Here is a 21,936-nt window from a genome sequence, read left to right as displayed (position 1 = left end):
CGTTCGAGGTGGCCATCGGGCCGGAAACACCTGCAAGGGCAGGGACCACAGAGCGCGGAAAGAAAAGGAAGAGCCCATGTTTGCGGTCCTCAAGACCGGTGGCAAGCAGTACAAGGTGCAGTCGGGTGACATGCTCCGTGTCGAAAAGCTTGCAGCGGATGCCGGTGAGACAGTTCAATTCAACGAAGTTTTGATGCTGGGCGGTGACGCGCCGGTGATCGGTGCGCCGCTTGTCGACGGTGCTGCCGTTCAGGCCGAGGTCGTCGATCAGGTCAAGGGTGACAAGGTCATCCACTTTGTCAAGCGCCGCCGTAAGCACGGCTCGCAGCGGACCAAGGGGCATCGTCAGCAGCTGACCCTGCTGCGCGTGACCGAGATCCTCGCCAAGGGTGGCGACAAGTCGGGTGTCAAGGCCGCCATCGGTGCGGGGTCCGCCGGGGCCGTGGCCGCCACCGAGACGAAGGCACCCGCCAAGAAAGCAGCGCCTAAAAAGGCGGAGGCCCCCAAGGGCGCTGCCGGTGGAGATGATCTCAAGAAGCTGTCGGGCGTCGGCCCCGCGCTTGAGAAGAAGCTGCACGAGAACGGTGTCACGTCCTTTGCCCAGATCGCGGCATGGACGGAGGCCGATGTTGCTGATATGGACGAAAAACTGTCGTTCAAGGGCAGGATCGAGCGTGAAGGCTGGATCGCGCAGGCCCAAGAGCTGACCAAAGGCTAAGGAGAGACCAAATGGCACATAAAAAAGCAGGCGGTTCATCCCGTAACGGTCGCGATTCTGCCGGTCGCCGCCTTGGCGTCAAGAAATACGGCGGCGAAGCCGTGATCCCCGGCAACATCATCGCGCGTCAGCGCGGCAACAAGTTCTGGCCCGGCCAGGGCGTGGGGCAGGGCAAGGATCACACGATCTTTGCCGTCGCCGAGGGGGCCGTGAAATTCCACAAGGGAATTAAGGGCCGCACCTTCATTTCGGTTCTGCCAGTGGCGGAGGCCGCGGAATAAGCCGTCCTTGACAGGTCAATGACATGAGGGGATCGGTGCTAGGTGCCGGTCCCCTTTTCCGTTTTCGGCCAAAGGGCGGTCAAGGATGGGTCACAATGCGGTGCGAAGAGGAGCGGACCATCTTGTGACGCAGCCAGGTGCCCCCATCTGGATGAGACTCAAGACGCGCCCGGAGCATGAGGAGGAGCGCATGAAACTGGAAACCATCGTCAATCAGCCGGTGATCGAGGCCGAGCGGTTCGATTTGCGGCCCTTGCGGGTGTCGGATGCGGGGCTGATCGCGCATAATGCTGGCGACGAGCGGGTAGCGCGGGCGACATCGTCGATCCCGCACCCCTTGCCGCCGGGCAGCACCGAGGCACTGATCGCCCGCGCGCAATCCGAGGACCGGGTCGAGGATATCTGGGCCATCGACGGCACCAAGTCGGGCCGCACCGAGGTCATGGGGCTGATCAGCCTTGGCCGCGTCGATGTGGGCCGGTCGGAAATCTCCTATTGGGTGGCCCCGGCCTATTGGAATACAGGCGTCGCATCGGCGGCGGTGGAGGCGGTTCTGGCCGCCAATCCGCACGAGGCGCAGGCGATTTTCGCAAGCGTTTTTCAGGACAATGCCGCCTCGGCCCGGGTCTTGACCAATTGCGGCTTTCAGTATCTTGGGGATGCCGAGAGCTATTCCGTGGCGCGTGGTGCGAATGTGCCCACCTGGACCTATAGCAAGAAGATGACATGAGGCCCGCCCGGGGCGTGGCCTTTGCGTAAGGACGACACATGAAATTTCTCGATCTCGCAAAGGTTTATATCCGCTCCGGTTCGGGCGGTGCGGGCTGTGTCAGCTTCCGGCGCGAAAAGTTCATCGAATATGGCGGCCCTGACGGCGGCGATGGCGGGCATGGCGGCTCGGTCTGGGCCGAGGCGGTGGACGGCCTCAATACGCTGATCGACTTTCGCTATCAGCAGCATTTCTTTGCCCAGAATGGTCAGCACGGCATGGGCCGTCAGCGCACCGGCCATACCGGCGATGACATCGTGCTGCGGGTGCCGGTGGGAACCGAGATCCTCGACGAGGACGAGGAGACGGTGATCGCCGACATGACCGAGATCGGCCAGCGGGTGCAACTGGCCAAGGGCGGCAATGGCGGCTGGGGCAATGTGCGCTTCAAGACCTCGACTAATCAGGCCCCGCGCCGGGCGAACCCGGGTCAAGAGGGCATTGAGCGCACGATCTGGCTGCGGCTCAAGCTGATTGCCGATGTTGGGTTGTTGGGGCTGCCCAATGCGGGCAAGTCCACGTTTCTGGCCGCCACATCCAATGCGCGACCGAAGATCGCGGATTATCCATTCACCACGCTGCACCCCAATCTTGGCGTTGTCGGCGTGGACAATGTGGAATTCGTCGTGGCCGATATTCCCGGTCTGATCGACGGCGCGTCCGAGGGGCGGGGCCTGGGCGATCTTTTCCTTGGACATGTCGAGCGTTGCGCCGTGCTCTTGCATCTGGTGGATGGCAGTTCGGGCGATCTCGTGGCCGATTATCAGACCATCATCAATGAGTTGGAGGCCTATGGCGACGGGCTGGCGCACAAGCCACGCCTGACCGTGCTCAACAAGATCGACACGCTGGACGAAGAGGAACGTGCGTTCCTGCGAGACGAATTGGAGGCGGCCTGCGGCACGCCGGTGATGTTGATGTCGGGGGTGTCCGGCGAGGGTGTCACGGACGTGCTGCGCGCGCTGCGTGAGCGGATCGACGCGAACCGGTTGAGGCACAGATCGGTAGAGGACGACGACGCGCCGTGGCAACCGTAAGAGACGCGAAACGGCTGGTGATCAAGATCGGTTCGGCGCTGCTGGTGGACCGGGCCACCGGCGCGTTGCGCGCCGAGTGGCTGGCGTCCCTGGCCGAGGATGTGGCGCGGCTGCGTGCACGCGGGACGGATGTGATCCTCGTCTCGTCGGGCTCCATCGCGCTCGGGCGCGGGGTGCTGGGACTGCCTGCGACGGATCTGAGCCTGGAGCAGAGCCAAGCCGCCGCCGCCGTGGGGCAGATCCGCCTTGCCGGGGCCTATGATGCCGCGCTTGCCCGGCACGGGCTGACCTCGGCGCAGGTACTGGTCACGCTGGAGGACAGCGCCGACCGCCGCCGCTATCTCAATTCCCGTGCCACGCTGGAGCAGTTGTTGCGCCTTGGTGCGGTGCCGATTGTCAATGAGAACGACACCGTCGCCACGGATGAAATCCGCTACGGTGACAATGACCGGATGGCGGCGCAGGTGGCGGTCACGGCGGGGGCGGATCAGCTGATCCTGCTGTCGGATGTCGACGGGTTCTATTCCGCCAATCCGATGCAGGACGCCGGCGCCCACCGCTTCGACGTGATCGAGGCGGTCACGCCCGAGATCGAGGCGATGGCGGGCGATGCCGGATCGGGCCTGAGTAAGGGCGGGATGAAGACCAAGCTGATGGCCGCCAAGACCGCCACGGCGGGCGGCTGCGACATGGCGATCACCCAAGGGGCGGTGCTGCACCCGGTGCGCGCGCTGGAAGAGGGGGCGGCGGCGACGTGGTTCCTGGCCCAAGGCGATCCGCAGCAAAAGCGCAAGGCTTGGATTGCCGCGATGAAGCCCAAGGGGCGGATCACCGTTGACGCGGGCGCGGCGGGGGCCTTGGCCAAGGGCAGCAGCCTCTTGCCCGCCGGAGTGGCGCAGGTGTCAGGCCGGTTTGGCCGAGGCGATCCGGTCGAGGTGGCCGATGAGGCGGGCCGCGTGCTGGGGCAGGGGCTCACGCGTTATGACGCGGGCGATGCCGACCGGATCAAGCATCTGCGCTCGGACCAGATCGAGGACGTGCTGGGCTATCCGGCGCGCGGGCCTTTGATCCATCGCGACGATATGGCAATCTGAGACGTGTTTTTGAGGGTGAGACCATGAAGGACCAGACCGATATTGCCGCGCTGATGGCCGAGATCGGCGCGCGGGCGCGTGCCGCCGCCGCCGAATTGGCCGTGGCCGATCCTGCTACCAAGCGCCGCGCGCTGAAGGCTGCCGCCGATGCGGTCTGGCAGGGGCGCGATGCGATTCTGAGTGCCAATGCCGAGGATCTGGCGCTTGGCCGCGACAAGGGGCTGTCTGCGGCGATGATGGACCGACTGGCGCTCGATGAAGCCCGCATCGCGGGCATGGTCGAGGGGCTGCGCGCGGTGGCCGCACAGGATGACCCGGTGGGCGAGGTTCTGGCGGAGTGGGATCAGCCATCGGGTATTCATATCCGCCGAGTGCGCACGCCCCTCGGTGTGATTGGCGTGATCTATGAAAGCCGCCCCAACGTGACGGCGGATGCAGGCGCGCTCTGCCTGAAATCCGGCAATGCGGTGATCCTGCGCGGCGGATCGGAGAGCTTTCATTCCTCTGGCGCGATCCATGCCTGCCTGGTCGAGGGGCTGCGCGCCGCCGGTTTGCCCGAGGATGCCATTCAGTGCGTGCCGACCCGCGACCGCGCGGCGGTGCAGGAAATGCTGACCATGACCGAAACGATTGATGTGATCGTGCCGCGTGGCGGCAAGGGGTTGGTGGGCCTTGTGCAGCGCGAGGCGCGGGTGCCGGTCTTTGCCCATCTCGAAGGGATCGTGCATATCTATCTCGACGCAGCGGCGGATCCGGAGAAAGCCCTGCGCGTGGTGCTCAACGCCAAGACGCGGCGCACAGGGATTTGCGGTGCCGCCGAATGCCTGCTGATCCACCGCGACTTGGTGGGGACTATCGGGCAAGGCGTGATCCGTGCGCTGATCGACGCGGGCGTAGAGGTGCGCGCCGACGAGGTGCTGTTGGGCATCGACGGCACTGTGCCCGCGGGCCCCGAGGATTGGGGCTGTGAATATCTCGACAGTATCATCGCGGCGAAGGTGGTGGAGGATATCGACGGCGCGATTGCGCATATTCGACGTTATGGCTCCAACCACACCGATTGCATCATCACAGAGGATGACGCGGCGGCGGCGGCGTTCTTTGCCCGGCTCGATAGCGCCATCCTGATGCGCAATGCCTCGACTCAGTTCGCCGATGGGGGCGAGTTCGGGATGGGGGCCGAGATCGGCATCGCCACCGGCAAGATGCACGCGCGCGGCCCGGTGGGTGCGGCGCAACTGACGAGTTTCAAATATCTCGTCGAGGGTGATGGCGCGACGCGGGCCTAAACAGCGACAGTGAACGCCCCGTCGGTCAGCCTGTGGTCAAGCGTCAGTCCCTGCACGGCAAGACAATAATGCAGCATGTTGAATTGCGCAGTGCGGGGGTCCGGTGCGGGTAGCGCCTTGCCGCTCTTCATACGTTCCCAAAGTGCGAGATCCGGGGTGAGCGTGTCGCCGAGGGCAGAGACCTCGATGCGCGGGTGCGCGCCTGTTGCGCGAAGTTGCCCGCCGCGTGGCAAGGCCCGCTCCACACCCAGACAGAGCAGCACGATAATCTGCGCATGAAGACGAGAGATAGGGCCTGTGACCTGCCAGTCCAGTGCCATTCTGGGCCGGTTGGCATAGTAGGCCGCGAGGGTGCCGTGCAGATCATGTGCGTCCAGCATGTCACCCGGCTCCGCGCGACCAAAGGCAAGGCGTGACAGGTCGAGCGTGGCCACGGCACCCCGCAGGCTGTCCTGAATGAGTGTTAGTTCCGCGCTCTTGCCGAGGCCGGAAAGCGAGAGCAGTTCAAGACCATTTGCAATCGCGCCAAGAGGGCTTGCCAGATCGTGGCAGATGCGCGAGCCTATCAGCGCGGAGAGCGCGGGATCATCCTGCACCATGAGGCCGGGCTTTCGCGTCAGGGGGTGGCATGAGCGATATGAATTCGATCCTAGAGCCGGGGATGCTGGTCGAACACCCCGGTCGCCCGGATTGGGGTGTGGGACAGGTGCAATCGAATATCGGCGGGCGCATCACGGTCAACTTTCGTGAAGAGGGCAAGGTTGTGATCGACGGATCACGAGTGGAACTTCTTCCCGTTCTTGATCCCTGATCAAGGTTATCAAATCGTTAACATCCGCCAAGCCCGCCTGCGCGGGCGGCGTTGCACTTTGTCGTGAGCTTGCCTAGAACCGCGGCAGAGTTCAGAGACGAGGCCGATGATTGCCAACGCCCCCCAATTCCGTGTCAAACTCGCTGAGACCGAAGACGACGTGCGCGCCGCGCAGCGGCTGCGCTACGAGGTTTTCGTGGCGGAACTGGGCAGCGACGGGCCGATGGTCGATCACGATGCGCGGCTGGAGCAGGACCGGTTCGACGCCTATTTCGACCACCTGCTGCTGATCGACACGGCGCAGGCAGATGCCGTGGTGGGGGTCTACCGGCTGTTGCGCACCGATCAGGCCGCGCGCGCAGGGCAGTTCTATTCCGAGGACGAATATGATCTGGGCGCGTTGCGGCAGAGCGGGCGGCGTTTGCTGGAACTGGGGCGGTCCTGCCTGGCCAAGCCCTATCGCGGCGGGCCGGGCATGTATCATCTCTGGCAGGGTCTGGCCGAATATATCGAGGTCCACGGCGTCGATATCCTGTTTGGCGTGGCGAGCTTTCACGGCACCGACCCGGAACCGTTGGCGCAGCCGCTGGCACTGTTGCATCACCGTCATCTGGCACCGCCCGAGTTGCGGGTGCGCGCCCGGCCCGACCATTTTCAGCGCATGGATCTGATCGCGAAAGAGGCGCTCGACCGGCGCACGGCGATGTTGCAGGTTCCGCCCTTGATCAAGGCCTATCTGCGGCTTGGTGGTCATGTCGGCGAGGGGGCCTATGTCGATCACGCCTTCAACACCACCGATGTCTGCCTGATCATGGACACCGCGCGGCTAAGCCCGACGCAACGTGCGATCTATTCAAAGGGGGCTGCACGGTGAGTGTGACATGGCGGTCTGGTGAGCCACCGCCCGAGGTGTCGCGCGGGGCAGGGCACTGGCCCCGGGTGGGGTTGCGGGGCTCGCTTCTGGTGATGCTTCTGGTGGTGGGCGTCTTGGCGACACTGCCGCTGCGGCTGATCGAGCGACCGCTCTATGGCCTGCACCGCCCGTGGTCACCGACGATCACCAAATGGGTGAGCCGCTGCGTTTTCGCGATCCTTGGCATGGCGCATCGTATCGAGGGGCAGCCGATGACCGGCCCCGGCGCGGTGGTCTGCAACCACGTCTCCTGGCTCGACATCTTTGCACTCAACGCGCGCAAGCGGGTGTATTTCGTCTCCAAATCCGAGGTCGCGGGCTGGCCCGGTATCGGCGCTTTGGCGCGGCTCACCGGCACGGTCTTCATCAAGCGTGATCGGCGTGAGGCGCGGGCGCAGACCGCGATCTTTGCCGAGAGGCTGGGGCTCAGGCATCGCCTGCTGTTCTTTCCCGAGGGCAGTTCAACCGACGGTATGCGCGTTCTACCTTTTAAATCAACGCTTTTCGAGGCGTTCTTTACGCTCGACGAGAGGCAGCCGATGCAGGTGCAGCCGGTGACATTGATCTACCATGCGCCGTCTGATCAGGATCGCCGGTTCTATGGCTGGTGGGGTGACATGAGCTTTGGCGGGCATCTGACGCAGGTGCTTGGCGCACCAAGGCAGGGCGGCGTGACGGTGCTCTACCACGCGCCGCTGCGGGTGGCGGAGTTCACGGATCGCAAGGCGCTTGCATCGGCGGCGGAGGCTGCGGTGCGATCGGGCATGCCGCAGGACCGCCGCGGGGTATGATGGTCTATTTGATCAGTTGCATGATCGCGCGGAACTGCGCGTGTTCGGCGGTGCCCAGCCATTCGAAGAGCACCATTTCCGTCGTCACGATCTCGGCCCCATGCGCGGCCATGCGGGCAAGAGCTGCGTCGCGGTTGGCGGGCGTGCGCGAGCCTGTTGCATCTGCCGCTACCGCTACGCGATGACCCCGGTCCAGCAGGCCCAGAACCGTTTGCAATACGCATACATGCGCCTCGCAGCCTGCGACGATCAGGGTCGCGTTCCCTGACAGGTCTTCGGTCACTGCGCTGTTGCGACAGGCGTCGAAACTCATCTTCGAGAGCACGGTTTCGCCCTGTTCCGGGGCGAGATTGGCGACGGTGCCGCCCAGTTTTTCGGCGTTCTGTTCGGTGTAGCTGCGCGGCAGGTCGAGGATGCGTGCGGCCGAGAGCAGCTTTGCCGCCTGCGTGGTCACCGTGTCTCCGTCATGGATTGCGGGCATCAAACGTGCCTGAAAGTCGATGAGCAGAAGGTGGGAGGTGGACGCATCCAGGGTGGGCATAAAGTGTCTCTTCAGCTTGGGTTTGACATCGGATCGCTGTGGCCGGGGTGTGGGCCAGAGTGTGTGCAATCCGGGCAGGTTGCAAGTGCTGTCCGGCGCGGCAGTTTGGCCAGATTGCAACCTGTGGCGTTGATCGCCGTCTTTGACCGTTCAAGGCGCGGCGCGTTGCAGCATGCCGAAAAGGTCGCGCGGATCGTCGGGGTCGGCCAACAGGTCGAGATCCATGTAATAATCAGTACCGCCGATATGGTCGCGGATATAGCGCAGGGCGCTGAAATCCTCGATCGCGAAGCCGACGCTGTCGAACAGCGTGATCTGTTCGGCAGAGGTGCGGCCCGGTGCCTCGCCCGAGAGGACCTGCCACATCTCGGTCACCGGGTGGTCGGGATCGAGTTGCTGAATTTCGCCCTCGATGCGGGTCTGTTCGGGATATTCGACAAAGATCGTGGAGCGCTGCAGAACCCCCGCCGCCAGTTCCGTCTTGCCCGGGCAGTCGCCGCCGATGGCGTTGATATGCACGCCGTTGCCGACCATGTTGTCGGTCAGGATCGTGGCATATTGTTTATCGGCGGTGCAGGTGGTGATGATCTGCGCGCCCTCCATCGCGGCTTCGGGGCTTTGGCAGGCGACCACCTCGAGCCCCATGCCGGTCAGGTTGTGCGCGGCCTTCTCAGTGGCTGCGGGGTCGATGTCATAGAGCCGCACCGATTTCAGACCCACAAGTGCCTTCATCGCGAGGCTCTGAAATTCCGACTGCGCGCCCGCGCCGATCATCGCCATTGTGTCGGCCCCCTTGGGGGCCAGATGCTTGGCCACCATCGCCGAGGTGGCCGCCGTGCGCAGCGCGGTAAGCACGGTCATCTCCGACAGAAGCACCGGGTAGCCATTGCCGACATTGGCCAGCAGCCCGAAAGCGGTGACGGTCTGCAAGCCCGCCTTGGTGTTCTTGGGATGGCCGTTGACGTATTTGAAGCCGTAAACCTCACCATCCGAGGTGGGCATCAGTTCGATCACCCCTTCCTCGGAATGCGAGGCGATGCGGGGGGTCTTGTCGAAGAGCGACCAGCGGCGGAAATCGGCCTCGATATAGTCGGCCAGACCGGCAAGCATTGGCTCGATCCCGATGTGATGCACCAGTTTCATCATGTTATCGACGGAGACGAAAGGCACGAGCGCCTTGTCGGAGGGGGCGAGAGTCATGGGGGTATCCTCAGCTATAGGCCATTGTGGGACGGTCGAAGACGCGGCGGCCAAGGGCCGAGGCCGCGAGATCGACCATCACCTGCGCGGTGCGGCCGCGATCATCGAGAAAGGGGTTCAACTCCACGAGGTCGAGCGAGGTCATCAGCCCGCTGTCGCAGATCATCTCCATCACCAGATGCGCCTCGCGGATCGTGGCCCCGCCCGGCACAGTGGTGCCGACAGCAGGGGCGAAGGAGGGGTCGAGGAAATCCACGTCGAGCGAGACATGCAGCGCGCCGCCCTGTGCGGCGACATGATCGAGGAAAGCCCCGAGCGGGCGCGAGATGCCCTGCTCGTCGATCACCCGCATGTCGTGATAGCGGATCTGCGTGGCCTGCAGCGCCTCGCGTTCGGCGGCATCGACCGAGCGCAGGCCGAGAATGCAGATGTTCTCCTCGGGCACCGGATGGGCCACGGGCGGAAACCCGTGAAAGCCCGCGCGCCCGGTGACATAGCCCAAGGGCGTGCCGTGCAGGTTGCCAGAGGCAGTGGTCTGCGGCGTGTGAAAATCGCTATGGGCGTCGAGCCAGAGGACGAATTGCGGGCGGCCCGTGGCGGCGGCGTGATTGGCCGCACCCGCGACCGAGCCTAGCGACAGGCTGTGATCGCCGCCCAGAAACACCGGCAGGCCGGTGGCAAGCGCGTCCTGAGCCGCCTCGGCCAAGGTCGCGGTCCAACCGGCGGTTTGCTCGGGCGCGTAGACATGCGGCGGCAGGGCCGGGTCCGGGGTGGCGGGCTGCGGTGTCAGATTGCCGGTGTCCGAGACGCGATGGCCGAGATCCATCAGCGCCTCGGCGAGACCGGCGGTGCGATAGGCGTCGGGGCCCATCAGGCAGCCGCGTCGATCCTTGCCGCTATCTACCGGGGCACCGATCAGGATGATGTCTTGCGGGGTCATGGGAACCTCTGCTGATTTGCGTGTCGCGCTGAGGGTGCTGCCGAAACGGGTTGATTTGAAGCGGCTGTTTTGCACTAATCGGGGTGTATTTGTACGATATGGAGTGAAAGACTTGCGAAATGGATGATACCGACCGGCGACTCATTTCTATGCTCCGGCACGATGCACGCGCCTCCCTGTCGGACCTGGCGATCGGGTTGGGGGTGTCGCGCACCACGGTGCGGGCACGGATCGAGCGGCTGCGGCAAAGCGGCGAGATCGTGGGCTTCACAGTCGTGCTGCGCGGTGACACGGCGCGCGATCCGGTGCGTGGGCTGATGATGCTGGGCATCGAGGGGCGCGGCACCGAACGGGTGATAAGGCAACTGAACGGGCTGAGTGCGGTGCGCGCCACGCATACCACCAATGGCCGGTGGGACGTGATCGTGGAGATCGGCACCGAGACGCTCGAAGAACTCGACCGGGTGCTGGCGCAGATTCGGCGGTTCGACGGGATCGCGAGTTCGGAGACGAGCCTTTTGCTGAATACGTGGAAATCGGGGGGGTAGGTGGGGTGCACATGGCCCTGTTGCTGCCGTTGCCGCCCCCCGCGCGAAACGCACCGAAGGTGCCGCGCGATCGCCGGGCCGTCCCGCGGCCTGGCGATTTGAGGGGTTTCGCTACGTATTGGAGTAACATTGTCTTGGCTGGCATAAAGTACCCGCCACGACCGTTACATCGCCAGTCCCCGGCCCTGCGATCACGCGGCACCTTCTGGCGGGTCATTCAACGACCGCTCCAGGCCCTCACCAGACCCGTTCGCGCCAGGCGCCTCTATCTCAGCGTGCCCGCAATGCCATCAGCCAGAACGTTGCGAGGCCGAGCGACACCACCATGTTCCAGCTGGCCATCGAAAGCCCGAGCATCTCCCATGGCACCTCGTCGCAGCGCACCAGCGGGGCGGCCATGATCTGGTTGAACAGCTCATCGGTGCTGAGCCCCGCCGCCCCTGTCGAGGAGCATTCAGAGGGCCCCTCCCACCAGCCGCGCTCGACCCCGGTGTGATACCCGCCCAAGGTGGCCGAGGCGAGTGCGGCCAGCAGCCCGCCAAATGCCATCAGGCGGGGTAGGGCGACGAGCGCCACCGCCCCGAGCGCAATCGCGATCACATGCGGCCAGCGTTGCCACAGGCAGAGCTTGCACGGAGCCATGCCGCCGATATGCTGAAAGGCGAGCGCGCCCAGCATCAGCGCGGCGGAACCGCTGGCGGCGATAAGGATCAACTGGCGTTGGCTGAGGCGCATCACAAGAACCTTGTCGCATAAAAGCCGCCGAACAGCAGCAGCACGAAGAGAATGGTCATCAGCCCGAGGCGGCGCTCTATGAAGTCGCGCACGGGTGTGCCGAATTTCCACAGCAGGGCGGCGACGAGAAAGAAGCGAATGCCGCGTGCCAGGATCGATGTGGCGATGAAGGTCCCGAGTGGCATCGCCGTCCAGCCTGACATGATGGTGATCACCTTGTAGGGGAAGGGCGTCACCCCCGCCGTCAGTACTGCCCAGAATCCGAAATCGTTGAACCGGGTGCTGAACGCAACCATCGCGTCGCCCTTGCCCAGTGCGGCGAGGATCGGCTGGCCAATCTCCTGATAGGCGAAGGCGCCGATGCCATAACCAAGCATACCGCCCAGTACCGAGGAAACGAGTGCGATGCCCGCGATCAGCCAGGCGCGTGAAGGCCGGGCGAGGATCATCGGGATCATCAGCACATCGGGCGGGATCGGAAAGACAGAGCTTTCGATGAAGCTGACACAGGCCAGCACCCAGAGCGCGTGGCGATGTTCGGCCATGCGCAGGGTCCAGTCATATAGCGATCTGATCATGTGGCCTGTCCTGAGCGGGTTTTCTGCGAAACAGCATGGGTGGCCCGTGGGGTCAAGTCCTGTGCAGAAAGCGATCTAAAATCACCGGGGCCTCTGGACGAAGCCTCCGCGCTCGGCTAAGCACTGCGCCGGGCCCAAGTGGCGGAATGGTAGACGCAGGGGATTCAAAATCCCCCGGTAGCAATACCGTGCGAGTTCGAGTCTCGCCTTGGGCACCAACCTCCGGAATTGAATGACGTAGTGGCGGCTGCACGCGAATCAGGCGCGTCGCGTCTTGTGCCTTTCAAACTGTTGAGTGCTTGGAAACGTTTCGCCCCGAATCTGCGGATTGACCCACTATCAGAATAAGTCTGTGTGACCGAATTTTGCCATGATTTGCCGGATCCGTGGCCTGCGGGGCTGAACGCTTTTTTGAAACAGTATCGGACCGGCTTGAGTGAAACGACGCCTGAAAATGCATCTCACAAGGTCGTTATCACTGGGTTCATGCCAATTTGATGCAAATTTCGAGAAACAATGCCGAATCGAGATTGTGGCGAAGCCATGGTAAATGCGGCGAATTTTGGGGCGCGCGAACATTGTTTCGGCACTTTTCGGCCCAAATTCCCCTTGGGGGTTCGCGAGGGCTGGCGTAGAAAGAATGCAGCCCAACTGGGGGGTGATGTTGCTAGGTCTGGGGGCGACCGCACGTAATCGGCGCGTGACATGTCACGTGTGCAAAAGTGTGATCGCTGTGTAGTTGGTTGGATAACCGACATTTCGATGGGACGTCGGGATCCGAAAGAGACCCGTTCGGTCATGGGCTACGCTGTCATTCTCCTTGCAATTCGGTTGCGACGGTCGTCCCGCGTGGTCGCATCGCCAACTTTGGGAATTTGAGTTTAGCACTTCGGGGTACATGCCGACCCCGTGTCTAGTGGGAGAAGAACATGGCGACGAACAGGGTTGAAGGCGACAACAGCGACAACCGTATCGATGCGACATTTGCTGCCGATCCGGAAGGTGAGGCCATTGATGCGGGCAATGGTCCGGGTGGCACGAACAACGACGTCGTCGATGGTTTTGGCGGATCGGACACCATCCTTTCGGGGGAGGGCGATGATTCTGTTTTCGCAGGCTCCGGCAGTGACTCGGTCGAGGGCGGTGCGGGCAATGACCTTCTGGTCGGGGACAGCAGCGACCCCGGTGCAGGGCGCGAAGTGTTTCAATGGGACCTCGCACCCGACACGAACGACGCCGATCCGATCGAGATGGGCGATCCGATCAGCGGCTTTGTGCAGGATACCGGCAGCGTAGATGTGACGTTTTCCGTGTTGCAGGCCACTGGACCGGTGAATACCACCTTTGCCGACAACCCTCAGAATGTGGACGGCGTCGAGACCGGTGGCACTCCGGCGGATGCCAACAGCTCGCTGGCGGCGTCCTTGCCGAGTGCGGGTGAGACCGACCTCAAGCTGGAGTTTTCGGCCCCCGTCAATGATGTGTCTTTCCAGGTCAATGATCTTGATGGCACTGAAAACGTTCAGATATTCGCCTTTGATGGCGATGACAACCTGATCCCGGTTACGCTGACCGGTGGCACGGATGTCTCGGTGCTGAGCGGCGAAGAGGCGACCGGTAGCGGCTCCGGCACGGATGCCGACGCGGCCAACGCGCTTTCCGTGAGCATCGCAGGGCCGGTGGCGCAGGTCGTCGTCCGCTACACGGATGCGGACGGGAGCGGTGATGGCATCAACCTGACGGATGTGTATTTCAACCCGCTCGGTGGTGTCGTTGATGGCGGAGCGCCGGGCGACGACACACTGATCGGCGAGGACGGTGACGACACCCTGCTGGGTGAGGGCGGCAATGACGTTCTGACTGGCGGTGCCGGGGCTGACTCGATCGTCGGTGGCGCAGATGAAGACACCATCATCGGCGGCACTGCAGGCGACGTGGTTGATGGCGGCAGCACCGGCGTAGACAATGACACGCTTGACCTGAGTGGCTCGGGCCCGCTGCGCGTGGCCGAGGAAACCGACGATCCCGACGGCAACTCCACCTCGGGGCGGATCGAGTTCATCGACAGTGATGGCACAGTCTCGGGCGAGATGACCTTTGCCGAGATCGAGAACCTGATCCTGCCCGAGAACGGCGCGCCGGTCACGCAGCCCGATACCGCAGTGACGGACGAGGACACCTCGGTCGATATTCCGGTCCTTGCCAATGACAGCGATCCCGAAGGTGATCCGCTGACCGTCGGCAGTGCCACCGCGACCAACGGCACGGTGACGGTCAATGCCGACAATACCCTGACCTACACGCCGAACCCGGATTTCAACGGCACCGACACGATCACCTACACCGCCGACGACGGCAACGGGAACACGACCCCCGGCACGGTGACGGTGACGGTCAACCCGGCGAACGACGATCCGGTTGCGGGCGATGATAGTGGAACGACCGAGTTCGAAACCTCGGTCGATCTGACGGTTCTGGGCAATGACACGGATGTGGACGGCGATACGCTGGTCGTAGACAGCGCCACGGACGGGGCAAATGGCACCACGACGGTCAACGCAGACGGTACGATCACCTATGCGCCCGATGTGGGCTTCAGCGGCACCGACACGTTCGACTACACGGTGTCGGATGGCAATGGTGGCACCGACACGGCCACGGTCACGGTGACCGTTGGTGATGCGCCTCCGCCGCCCCCGCCGCCCGAGCGCGACGGTATCATTGACGGCACAGACGGGCCCGATTTGATCGACACGTCCTATGATGGCGATCCCGATGGTGATTTTGTCGATGCGGGCGATGCGCTCCTGCCGGGGGCTGCACCTGATGATGACAGCATCCGGGCAGGTGACGGCGACGATACCGTCCTGGCCGGTCTGGGCGATGACGAGGTCGAGGGCGCAGGCGGCAATGACAGCATCATTGGCGATGTCGGCAGCGATACGATCTCTGGCGGGGCCGGGAATGACACGATAGACGCCGGTGCGCCCTTGTCGGCGACGCCGCTGCCCGATCTGGGCTTTCCGCCTGACGTTCCTGCGGATCCGTTCCCGGATGACGACCGCGATTTCGTCGATGGCGGGGATGGCGACGATGTCATCTCGACCGGCGACGATGCCGACACGATCCTTGGTGGCGCGGGCAATGACCTGATCGACGCCGGGATCGATGCCGACAGCGTCGAGGGCGGCGATGGCAACGATACGATCATCGGTGGCGAGGGATCGGACACGATCAACGGGGGAGCCGGGGATGATCTGATCTACGGTGGGCTCGATCCGTCCTTCCCCGACGAATTGAACATTCCCGACGCCACAGACCCCGTGACCAATAATGGTCAGGACGTCATCAATGGCGGCTCTGGCAATGACACGATCTTTGGCCAGGACGACGATGACACGATCTCGGGTGGCGAAGGTGATGACTTCATCGACGGTGGCATCGACAACGACTCGCTCGAGGGCAATGCCGGTAATGACACGATCCTTGGCGGTGATGGCGATGATTCCGTGCGCGGTCTCGCGGGTGAGGACATCATTGATGGCGGTGCGGGTGATGACACGCTTGCAGGCGGCACCGAGAACGACACGATCACCGGCGGGGAAGGCGACGACGACATTCGCGGTCAGGATGGCGACGATGTCCTGAGCGGCGATGCCGGCAATGACACCATGAACGGCGGTGCCGGGGATGACGTGATCAGTGGCGGCGATGGCGACGATCTGATCGTCGGCAATGACGGCAGTGACACGATCTCGGGAGGGGCTGGGGCGGATGTGCTGGCCGGTGCCAATGACCGCGATGTGTTCCTCGATGTCGGCGCGGGCGACACGATCGACGGCGGCGACGGTGACTCCACCGATGACGGCATCGACGACGATTTCGACACGCTCGACCTGCGCGGTCTTGGCCGGTTCGAAATCGTGGGGGAAACCGTCGATCCGGATGGCGACTCGACCAGCGGAACGGTGAATTTCCTTGCCGCCGATGACAGTGTCAGCGGAACGCTGGAGTTCAGCGAGATCGAGAACCTGATACCCTGCTTCACGCCCGGCACGCTGATTGCCACGCCGCGCGGGGAAAAGCTGGTGGAAGACCTGCAGCTTGGCGACCGGGTGATCACCCGCGACAACGGTTTGCAGGAAATCCGCTGGATCGGGCATCGCGCGCTTGGCATGCAGGATCTGCAGAATGCGCCGCATCTCAAGCCGGTTCTGATACGGGCAGGAGCGCTTGGTCATGGCCTGCCCGAGCGCGATATGCTGGTCAGCCCGCAGCACCGTCTATTGCTCAATTCCGAGCGCGCTGCGCTCTATTTCGAGGAGCGCGAGGTTCTGGCAGCGGCCAAGCACCTGACCGGCATGGAGGGCGTCGATCAGGTCGAGGCGAGTGGCACGACCTACATTCACTTCATGTTCGACCAGCACGAGGTGGTGTTGTCGAACGGGGCCTGGACCGAAAGCTTCCAGCCCGGGGAGCAGGTGCTGGATGGCATGGGGGCCGAACAGCGGGATGAGATTTTCGACCTCTTCCCGGAACTGCGCGAGGCACAAGGCGTCAAAGCCTATCAGGCGGCGCGCCGGTCCCTCAAAAAGCACGAGGCACGTCTGCTCGTGGAATAATAACCCTTTGCACCCGGTCGGCCCTCCATAGGGGCCGGCCAAAGAAATCGGTTGCGGGGGCTTGCCCGGTTTCGAGTGGGAACAATCCCGGCCATGTGCCGGGATTGTTTCTTTTTGGGAAACAAAAAGTCTGGCGCGGGCGTGTGCTCAGCTTTTGAAGTGTTTGGACAGCTTCAGGCCCTGACCCTGGTAATTGGACGCGATCCCTGCCCCGTAGAGCTGATCGGGGATCTGATCCATCTTCTCATAGACAAGCCGCCCGACGATCTGACCATGTTCGAGCACGAACGGGGCCTCGTGGCAGCGCACTTCGAGCACGCCGCGCGATCCGGCCCCGCCCGCCGCCGCATGACCGAAACCGGGATCGAAAAAGCCTGCGTAATGCACCCGGAACTCGCCTACCATGGCGACGTAGGGGGCCATCTCGGCGGCGTATTGGGGCGGGATATGCACCGCCTCGCGGCTGACGAGGATGTAAAAGGCACCGGGATCGAGAATGATGTGGCCGTTTTCGGCATGCACCTCTTCCCAGTAGTCGGCGGGTGCATAATGTCCGATCCGGTCAAGGTCGATCACGCCTGCATGCGGTTTGGCCCGGTATCCCACGAGGGTGCCGGTCGCGGGCCGCAGATCGACTGAAAATCCCAGACCTTCATCGATCACGGCGCTGTCTCCATCGACGAGCGGTGTGGTGGAGTGCAGCGCACGCAACGCGTCGTCACAGAGCACTGCCTGACCTGCGCGAAACCGGATCTGGTTGAGGCGCATGCCGGGGCGGACGAGCACGGAGAAGGAGCGCGGGCAGATTTCTGCGTAAAGCGGCCCGGCATAGCCGGGGGCTACGCGGTCGAACTCTACTCCGCCATCGGTGATGACCCGGGTCAGAAGGTCGAGCCGCCCGGTGGAGGATTTGGCGTTGGTCACGGCCTGCACGCCTTCGGGCAAGGCGAGATGTTCCATCAGCGGGACAACATAGACGCATCCCTTTTCCAGAACCGCCCCCGGTTCAAGGTCGATGCGGTGCATCTCGAATTCGCCGATCCGGTCGGCGACGGTGCGGCCGGTGCCGGTCAGGAAGGATGCACGCACGCGGTAGGCAACGGGCCCAAGACGCAGATCGAGGCTGGCCGGTTGGATCTGTTCAGGCAGGATATCGGATGAGGCCGAGAGTATGCCTGCGGCGATCATGTCCCTGATCTGCTGGCTTGAAACAACCCCGGTCATCGCCATCACCCTCTCGTCGTGCCCCGCATCCGTGTTGCGGTGCCCGAGGGGCCGAGGCGGGCGGGATCGTCGGTAAATTTGGTCGGGCTAGCAGGACTCGAACCTGCGACCTTCCGTCCCCCAGACGGACGCGCTACCAGGCTGCGCCATAGCCCGACGATGCGCCGTTCATACTGGTTTTCCGGGTAGGGACAAGGGGGAAATCCCAATTTTTAATCCTTGCCCGCACCGTTAGTGCCTTTTGACGTCCCGCTTCTGCGCAGGCGGGTTGCCAAGCCGGCAAGTTCGGCAGCTAAATCGCTGGACACCGGTCGTTTGAGCGTTGCGAGAGACGCCAGGGCACCGGCAGGAGAGGGTGTGCTGTCCGACGGATCGTCAGGCAGGGCGGGCAGCGGCGCGAGCGTGGCCGGTGGCTCGTCCGCGCTGTCCTGGGGGGCGGACGCGTTCCCGGACGCCGTGAAGAGGTTTTCCGATTCTGCCGACGGTCTCGGTTCAGACCCTTGTTCATTCCCGTATGTCGGGGGCGGTTCGGGCGATGTCGTGTCGTCTGCGAACATGTTGGGCATCGGGTCATCGGCACCCTGAGCGGCATCGGCGTCCGCAGGCTCAGACGCGTCGTCGTTTGCTGTCTCAGCCGCGGCGACGTCCTCCTCCTCGACCTGCTTATCAGAGGGCGTATGCTCTTCGGGTTTCGTCTCCGACTGCTGAGGGTCATCTGCGGTGATCCCAGGCGTGTCCTCGGCGCTCGCGCTTTCTGTCGGGCGCTCGAACGAGAGAACCTGCGCGGGCGGCTGCGGCTGAGGGGTCGCGGCGATATCGAGCGCCTGATCGCCGGACTCACCGCCCAGCCCTCGCGACAACGCCGCCACGTGCTGCACCCCCTCTTCGCGCAGGATTTTTTGTACGCCTTTGATGGTCATGCCCTCGTCATGCAGAAGTATCTTGATGCCGCCCAGAAGCCGCATGTCGGCAGGGCGGTAATAGCGTCGCCCGCCTGCACGTTTCACGGGTTTGACCTGCGTGAACTTGCTCTCCCAGAACCGCAGCACATGCGCCGGAACCTCCAGCCATTCGGCAACCTCACTTATGGTTCGAAAGGCGTCGGCGGATTTTGCCATATTGGGCGGTGTCCTTAGCTCTTGTTGCCGGCTGCGACCCGGTCTTTCATCAGATGCGACGGTCGGAAGGTCAGCACGCGGCGCGGGTTGATCGGAACCTCTTCGCCGGTCTTTGGGTTTCGGCCCACACGGGCAGTCTTGTCGCGGACCGAAAAGGTGCCGAACGAGGAAATCTTGACCTGTTCTCCCTCGACGAGCGCATCGGACATGTGGTCCAGAACGCTCTCGACCATTTGGGCTGCGTCATTTCGCGACAGCCCCACTTCGCGAAAAATCGCTTCGCTCAAATCCATTCTTGTAAGTGTCTTATGTCCCATTATATCCCCGCTGTTTTTCGCGATACTTTGCGGGAAGGTAATTTCCGAGTCAATGTCAACGACTTAGCCCTTGCCCTTGAAGTGCGGTTTTTTGCGCGTTTTTTCGGAATCCAAGGGCCGCAATGCCGCATGTGCGGTCAAAACATGGGTAAATGGGGCGGGCACGGCATATGTCAGACAGGACGCGGCATGACCAGCACGCCGATCGACGTCTCCGAGACGATCAATAGCTTTCCGGCGTTGCTCACCCATGCGCTTCTGCTCTGCTTGGCAAGTCGTCGCAGAATGGGCCGGGCGAAACAACTCAGAGTATGGCCGGGATCACCATCGCAGGACCACGGCACCCCAGGCCAGGCCGCCGCCGATCGCTTCGGAAAGTACGAGGTCGCCGGGTTTGATCCGGCCTTCGGCGACGCCAACCGACATGGCCAGAGGAATCGAGGCGGCAGAGGTGTTGCCGTGATCCTGCACGGTGACGATCACGCGGTCCATCGGCAGGCCCATCTTCTTGGCGGTGCCCTGGATGATGCGGATATTGGCCTGGTGCGGCACGATCCAATCGACATCGGGGCCGCTCAGCCCGACCTTGGCGAGGGCCGTCTCGGCGGTTGAGGTGAGTTTCTCGACGGCCTGACGGAAGAGCGGGTTGCCCTGCATCCGCAGCTTGCCCGCAGTGCCGGTGGATGAGACCCCGCCATCGACATAGAGCATGTCACGGTAGCGCCCGTCGGAATTGAGGTCCGAGGACAGGATGCCGCGATCCGCGTTGGTGCCATCGCCATCCCGCGCACCGAGGATCAGGGCGCCCGCACCGTCGCCGAAGAGCACGCAAGTGGAGCGGTCGGTCCAGTCCATGATGCGGCTGAAGGTTTCCGCACCGATGACCAGAAGCCGGTTCGCCTGTCCGGTCATAATGAGTGCGTTGGCGGTGGTCAGAGCGTAGATGAATCCGGCGCAGACCGCCTGCACGTCAAAGCCGAAGCCGCGCGTCATACCCAAGTCCTTCTGCACCATTGTGGCTACGGAGGGGAAGGTCAGGTCTGGGGTGGAGGTGGCGACCACGACACCGTCGATATCCTCAGCCGTCAGACCGGCCTGTGCCAATGCGGCTTTTGCTGCGCGAAGGGCGAGGTCCGATGTTGTCTGGCCTTCGGCGGCGAAGCGCCGACGCTCGATGCCAGACCGGGTGCGAATCCATTCGTCCGACGTGTCGAGAGTCTTTTCGAACTCGGAATTGGGAACGATGCGGTCCGGCAGGTAATGACCGATCCCCTCGATGACGGCGCGGCGGGTCATTGGGCCTCCTCATCCGGGGTGTTCTCGGCGCTGTCGCCCTGATCCAGGAGCGCAGCAGAGGCCACGCGCGCGGCGAGTCTTTCGGTGAAATGTGATTGCGCCAGCTCAAAGGCGAGCTTGATCGCCGAACTTACGCCGGTTGCGTCGGCCGATCCGTGCGACTTGACGACGGTGCCGTTTAGGCCAAGGAACACGCCGCCATTGGCGCGGCGCGGATCGACCCGTTTCTTCATGCGGCGCAGCGATGTGTAGGCCAGCACCGACGCGAGGCGGGAGAGCGGCGAATAGGCGAACGCCTCGCGCAGCAGATCGCCGACCAGTTTGGCGGTGCCTTCGCCGGTCTTGAGCGCCACGTTGCCGGTAAAGCCGTCGGTCACGATCACGTCGCAGACGGTGCCGGGCAGGTCGCGCCCCTCGACGAAACCCACGAACTCGAAATCCGCGGTGCGGGCGTTGGCAGCGATGAGATCATACGCTTCGCGGAGTTCGGCACGGCCCTTGTGTTCTTCGGTGCCGACGTTGAGCAGGCCGATGCGCGGCCGCTCCAGCCCGAAGCCGTTACGCGCGTAGGACGCCCCCATCAACGCGTATTGCATGAGATCCTTTGCGTCGGCGCGGATATCCGCGCCGCCATCAAGCATGATGTTGTGTTCTTGCGGGTTCTGCGACGGCCACATGACGGCGATGGCCGGGCGGTAGATGCCGGGCAGTTTGCGCAGGCGCAGCACCGACATCAGCATCAGCGCTCCGGTATTGCCGCAGGACACGCAGACCGTGGCCTCGCCGTTGCGCACCGATTCGAGGGCGGACCACATCGAGGTTTCGCGTCCGTGCCGCACGACGCTGCTCGGCTTGTCATCCATGGTGACGACGTCCGGCGCGTGGCGAACTTCACAACGCGACTCCAACCCCTTGCGCTTGGCAACAAGACGCTTGAGTTCATCGCCCGGGCCATGGACGATGAAGCCGATTTCGCGGTTTTTCTGTGCAGAATGGGCAATACCCGCGACAACTGCCGCGGGCCCCTGATCGCCGCCCATGGCGTCAACCGAGATGATTGTGCGGGCCGGGCCCGTCCTCGTCTGGTCTGTCCGAGCGGTCATTCGGCATATCG

The 21,936-nt window shown here is 63.5% G+C and carries 23 protein-coding genes and 2 tRNA genes; 12 read left to right on the top strand and 13 right to left on the bottom strand.

Going from position 1 to position 21,936, the window contains the following annotated elements; translation table 11 throughout:
• The first annotated feature begins 76 nt into the window (after positions 1-76).
• The 6 genes from PVU19_RS11805 (at position 77) to PVU19_RS11780 (ending at position 5,188) form a co-directional block, all read left to right on the top strand.
• Positions 77-718 (top strand): 50S ribosomal protein L21, encoded by a 642-nt coding sequence (locus tag PVU19_RS11805; RefSeq protein ID WP_050661279.1) that lies wholly within the window; start codon positions 77-79, stop codon positions 716-718.
• A gap of 11 nt (positions 719-729) precedes the next feature.
• Entirely contained in the window at positions 730-999 is a 270-nt protein-coding gene (gene rpmA, locus PVU19_RS11800; protein WP_050661278.1) for a 50S ribosomal protein L27, read from the top strand.
• A gap of 190 nt (positions 1,000-1,189) precedes the next feature.
• Positions 1,190-1,729, top strand: a complete 540-nt coding sequence (locus tag PVU19_RS11795; protein ID WP_050661298.1) for a GNAT family N-acetyltransferase — start codon at positions 1,190-1,192, stop codon at positions 1,727-1,729.
• Between the two features lie 38 nt (positions 1,730-1,767).
• Complete coding sequence (gene obgE / locus PVU19_RS11790) at positions 1,768-2,805, top strand: GTPase ObgE (RefSeq protein WP_050661277.1); 1,038 nt, start codon at positions 1,768-1,770, stop codon at positions 2,803-2,805.
• Positions 2,793-3,899, top strand: a complete 1,107-nt coding sequence (gene proB / locus PVU19_RS11785) for a glutamate 5-kinase (protein WP_050661276.1) — start codon at positions 2,793-2,795, stop codon at positions 3,897-3,899. The genes obgE and proB overlap by 13 nt, the downstream gene beginning before the upstream one ends.
• A 23-nt stretch (positions 3,900-3,922) precedes the next feature.
• Complete coding sequence (locus tag PVU19_RS11780; RefSeq protein WP_050661275.1) at positions 3,923-5,188, top strand: glutamate-5-semialdehyde dehydrogenase; 1,266 nt, start codon at positions 3,923-3,925, stop codon at positions 5,186-5,188.
• Here PVU19_RS11780 and PVU19_RS11775 read toward each other — a convergent pair.
• Positions 5,185-5,784 carry a histidine phosphotransferase family protein gene (locus tag PVU19_RS11775; RefSeq protein ID WP_160316342.1) on the bottom strand — a complete coding sequence of 200 codons (600 nt, stop codon included), beginning with the start codon at positions 5,782-5,784 and terminating at the stop codon, positions 5,185-5,187. The two genes, PVU19_RS11780 and PVU19_RS11775, sit on opposite strands and share 4 nt — an antisense overlap.
• Before the next feature lie 32 nt (positions 5,785-5,816).
• Here PVU19_RS11775 and PVU19_RS11770 point away from each other — a divergent pair, with 32 nt between their 5' ends.
• From PVU19_RS11770 to olsA, 3 genes are all read left to right on the top strand, one after another.
• A complete protein-coding gene (locus PVU19_RS11770) occupies positions 5,817-5,999 on the top strand; it encodes a DUF3553 domain-containing protein (RefSeq protein ID WP_050661273.1) in 183 nt (60 codons plus the stop codon).
• A 106-nt stretch (positions 6,000-6,105) separates the two neighbouring features.
• Positions 6,106-6,873 (top strand): L-ornithine N(alpha)-acyltransferase, encoded by a 768-nt coding sequence (gene olsB, locus PVU19_RS11765; RefSeq protein ID WP_050661272.1) that lies wholly within the window; start codon positions 6,106-6,108, stop codon positions 6,871-6,873.
• Positions 6,870-7,703 (top strand): lyso-ornithine lipid O-acyltransferase, encoded by an 834-nt coding sequence (olsA, locus tag PVU19_RS11760; protein ID WP_050661271.1) that lies wholly within the window; start codon positions 6,870-6,872, stop codon positions 7,701-7,703. Before olsB ends, olsA begins: the two co-directional genes overlap by 4 nt.
• Positions 7,704-7,707: 4 nt before the next feature.
• On the opposite strand, the gene PVU19_RS11755 is transcribed toward olsA, so the two are convergent.
• The 3 genes from PVU19_RS11755 to rocF form a co-directional block, all read right to left on the bottom strand.
• Positions 7,708-8,244, bottom strand: a complete 537-nt coding sequence (locus tag PVU19_RS11755) for an isochorismatase family protein (protein WP_050661270.1) — start codon at positions 8,242-8,244, stop codon at positions 7,708-7,710.
• 150 nt (positions 8,245-8,394) lie between these two features.
• Positions 8,395-9,444 carry an ornithine cyclodeaminase gene (locus tag PVU19_RS11750; RefSeq protein WP_050661269.1) on the bottom strand — a complete coding sequence of 350 codons (1,050 nt, stop codon included), beginning with the start codon at positions 9,442-9,444 and terminating at the stop codon, positions 8,395-8,397.
• A 10-nt stretch (positions 9,445-9,454) separates the two neighbouring features.
• Entirely contained in the window at positions 9,455-10,384 is a 930-nt protein-coding gene (gene rocF, locus PVU19_RS11745; protein ID WP_050661297.1) for an arginase, read from the bottom strand.
• Between the two features lie 119 nt (positions 10,385-10,503).
• Between rocF and PVU19_RS11740 the strand changes: the two genes are divergently transcribed.
• The gene (locus tag PVU19_RS11740) at positions 10,504-10,932 is read left to right on the top strand and encodes an Lrp/AsnC family transcriptional regulator (RefSeq protein ID WP_050661268.1); all 429 of its coding nucleotides are present in this window, start codon (positions 10,504-10,506) and stop codon (positions 10,930-10,932) included.
• A gap of 270 nt (positions 10,933-11,202) precedes the next feature.
• On the opposite strand, the gene PVU19_RS11735 is transcribed toward PVU19_RS11740, so the two are convergent.
• Both PVU19_RS11735 and PVU19_RS11730 read right to left on the bottom strand, forming a co-directional pair.
• Positions 11,203-11,667 (bottom strand): disulfide bond formation protein B, encoded by a 465-nt coding sequence (locus PVU19_RS11735; RefSeq protein WP_050661267.1) that lies wholly within the window; start codon positions 11,665-11,667, stop codon positions 11,203-11,205.
• Positions 11,667-12,245 carry a YqaA family protein gene (locus tag PVU19_RS11730; RefSeq protein ID WP_050661266.1) on the bottom strand — a complete coding sequence of 193 codons (579 nt, stop codon included), beginning with the start codon at positions 12,243-12,245 and terminating at the stop codon, positions 11,667-11,669. The genes PVU19_RS11735 and PVU19_RS11730 overlap by 1 nt, the downstream gene beginning before the upstream one ends.
• Positions 12,246-12,377: 132 nt before the next feature.
• Here PVU19_RS11730 and PVU19_RS11725 point away from each other — a divergent pair.
• Both PVU19_RS11725 and PVU19_RS11720 read left to right on the top strand, forming a co-directional pair.
• Positions 12,378-12,463 (top strand) — tRNA-Leu (locus PVU19_RS11725).
• Positions 12,464-13,174: 711 nt separating this feature from the next.
• Positions 13,175-16,867 (top strand): Hint domain-containing protein, encoded by a 3,693-nt coding sequence (locus PVU19_RS11720; protein ID WP_152911571.1) that lies wholly within the window; start codon positions 13,175-13,177, stop codon positions 16,865-16,867.
• 147 nt (positions 16,868-17,014) lie between these two features.
• Here PVU19_RS11720 and PVU19_RS11715 read toward each other — a convergent pair whose 3' ends face one another.
• The 7 genes from PVU19_RS11715 to plsX all read right to left on the bottom strand — a co-directional run bounded on the left by PVU19_RS11715 (position 17,015) and on the right by plsX (position 21,925).
• The gene (locus PVU19_RS11715; RefSeq protein WP_050661295.1) at positions 17,015-18,091 is read right to left on the bottom strand and encodes a 2'-deoxycytidine 5'-triphosphate deaminase; all 1,077 of its coding nucleotides are present in this window, start codon (positions 18,089-18,091) and stop codon (positions 17,015-17,017) included.
• A 79-nt stretch (positions 18,092-18,170) separates the two neighbouring features.
• Positions 18,171-18,247, bottom strand: a tRNA-Pro gene (locus PVU19_RS11710).
• A 56-nt stretch (positions 18,248-18,303) separates the two neighbouring features.
• Positions 18,304-19,209 carry a MerR family transcriptional regulator gene (locus tag PVU19_RS11705; RefSeq protein WP_235575656.1) on the bottom strand — a complete coding sequence of 302 codons (906 nt, stop codon included), beginning with the start codon at positions 19,207-19,209 and terminating at the stop codon, positions 18,304-18,306.
• A gap of 14 nt (positions 19,210-19,223) precedes the next feature.
• Positions 19,224-19,526, bottom strand: a complete 303-nt coding sequence (gene ihfA, locus PVU19_RS11700; protein ID WP_050661265.1) for an integration host factor subunit alpha — start codon at positions 19,524-19,526, stop codon at positions 19,224-19,226.
• A 63-nt stretch (positions 19,527-19,589) separates the two neighbouring features.
• On the bottom strand, positions 19,590-19,778 hold the full coding sequence (locus tag PVU19_RS11695) for a hypothetical protein (protein ID WP_152911570.1): 189 nt from the start codon (positions 19,776-19,778) through the stop codon (positions 19,590-19,592).
• Between the two features lie 69 nt (positions 19,779-19,847).
• A complete protein-coding gene (locus PVU19_RS11690) occupies positions 19,848-20,822 on the bottom strand; it encodes a beta-ketoacyl-ACP synthase III (protein WP_050661264.1) in 975 nt (324 codons plus the stop codon).
• Positions 20,819-21,925, bottom strand: coding sequence for a phosphate acyltransferase PlsX (plsX, locus tag PVU19_RS11685; RefSeq protein WP_050661263.1), 1,107 nt, complete (start codon positions 21,923-21,925; stop codon positions 20,819-20,821). Before plsX ends, PVU19_RS11690 begins: the two co-directional genes overlap by 4 nt.
• Positions 21,926-21,936 lie beyond the last annotated feature (11 nt).

Origin of the sequence: Roseovarius tolerans (assembly GCF_028885395.1) — a bacterium.
GTDB lineage: Bacteria > Pseudomonadota > Alphaproteobacteria > Rhodobacterales > Rhodobacteraceae > Roseovarius > Roseovarius tolerans.
The sequence above is the reverse complement of the archived record's forward strand: the minus strand, read 5'-3'. Positions and strand labels throughout refer to the sequence as shown.

Coding starts and splice junctions, on each gene's coding strand:
- PVU19_RS11805 (WP_050661279.1), top strand. CDS start 77: ATGTTTGCGGTCCTCAAGACCGGTGGCAAGCAGTACAAGGTGCAGTCG.
- rpmA (WP_050661278.1), top strand. CDS start 730: ATGGCACATAAAAAAGCAGGCGGTTCATCCCGTAACGGTCGCGATTCT.
- PVU19_RS11795 (WP_050661298.1), top strand. CDS start 1,190: ATGAAACTGGAAACCATCGTCAATCAGCCGGTGATCGAGGCCGAGCGG.
- obgE (WP_050661277.1), top strand. CDS start 1,768: ATGAAATTTCTCGATCTCGCAAAGGTTTATATCCGCTCCGGTTCGGGC.
- PVU19_RS11780 (WP_050661275.1), top strand. CDS start 3,923: ATGAAGGACCAGACCGATATTGCCGCGCTGATGGCCGAGATCGGCGCG.
- PVU19_RS11770 (WP_050661273.1), top strand. CDS start 5,817: ATGAGCGATATGAATTCGATCCTAGAGCCGGGGATGCTGGTCGAACAC.
- olsB (WP_050661272.1), top strand. CDS start 6,106: ATGATTGCCAACGCCCCCCAATTCCGTGTCAAACTCGCTGAGACCGAA.
- PVU19_RS11755 (WP_050661270.1), bottom strand. CDS start 8,244: ATGCCCACCCTGGATGCGTCCACCTCCCACCTTCTGCTCATCGACTTT.
- PVU19_RS11750 (WP_050661269.1), bottom strand. CDS start 9,444: ATGACTCTCGCCCCCTCCGACAAGGCGCTCGTGCCTTTCGTCTCCGTC.
- rocF (WP_050661297.1), bottom strand. CDS start 10,384: ATGACCCCGCAAGACATCATCCTGATCGGTGCCCCGGTAGATAGCGGC.
- PVU19_RS11740 (WP_050661268.1), top strand. CDS start 10,504: ATGGATGATACCGACCGGCGACTCATTTCTATGCTCCGGCACGATGCA.
- PVU19_RS11735 (WP_050661267.1), bottom strand. CDS start 11,667: ATGCGCCTCAGCCAACGCCAGTTGATCCTTATCGCCGCCAGCGGTTCC.
- PVU19_RS11730 (WP_050661266.1), bottom strand. CDS start 12,245: ATGATCAGATCGCTATATGACTGGACCCTGCGCATGGCCGAACATCGC.
- PVU19_RS11720 (WP_152911571.1), top strand. CDS start 13,175: ATGGCGACGAACAGGGTTGAAGGCGACAACAGCGACAACCGTATCGAT.
- PVU19_RS11715 (WP_050661295.1), bottom strand. CDS start 18,091: ATGACCGGGGTTGTTTCAAGCCAGCAGATCAGGGACATGATCGCCGCA.
- PVU19_RS11705 (WP_235575656.1), bottom strand. CDS start 19,209: ATGGCAAAATCCGCCGACGCCTTTCGAACCATAAGTGAGGTTGCCGAA.
- ihfA (WP_050661265.1), bottom strand. CDS start 19,526: ATGGGACATAAGACACTTACAAGAATGGATTTGAGCGAAGCGATTTTT.
- PVU19_RS11695 (WP_152911570.1), bottom strand. CDS start 19,778: ATGGGTGAGCAACGCCGGAAAGCTATTGATCGTCTCGGAGACGTCGAT.
- PVU19_RS11690 (WP_050661264.1), bottom strand. CDS start 20,822: ATGACCCGCCGCGCCGTCATCGAGGGGATCGGTCATTACCTGCCGGAC.
- plsX (WP_050661263.1), bottom strand. CDS start 21,925: ATGACCGCTCGGACAGACCAGACGAGGACGGGCCCGGCCCGCACAATC.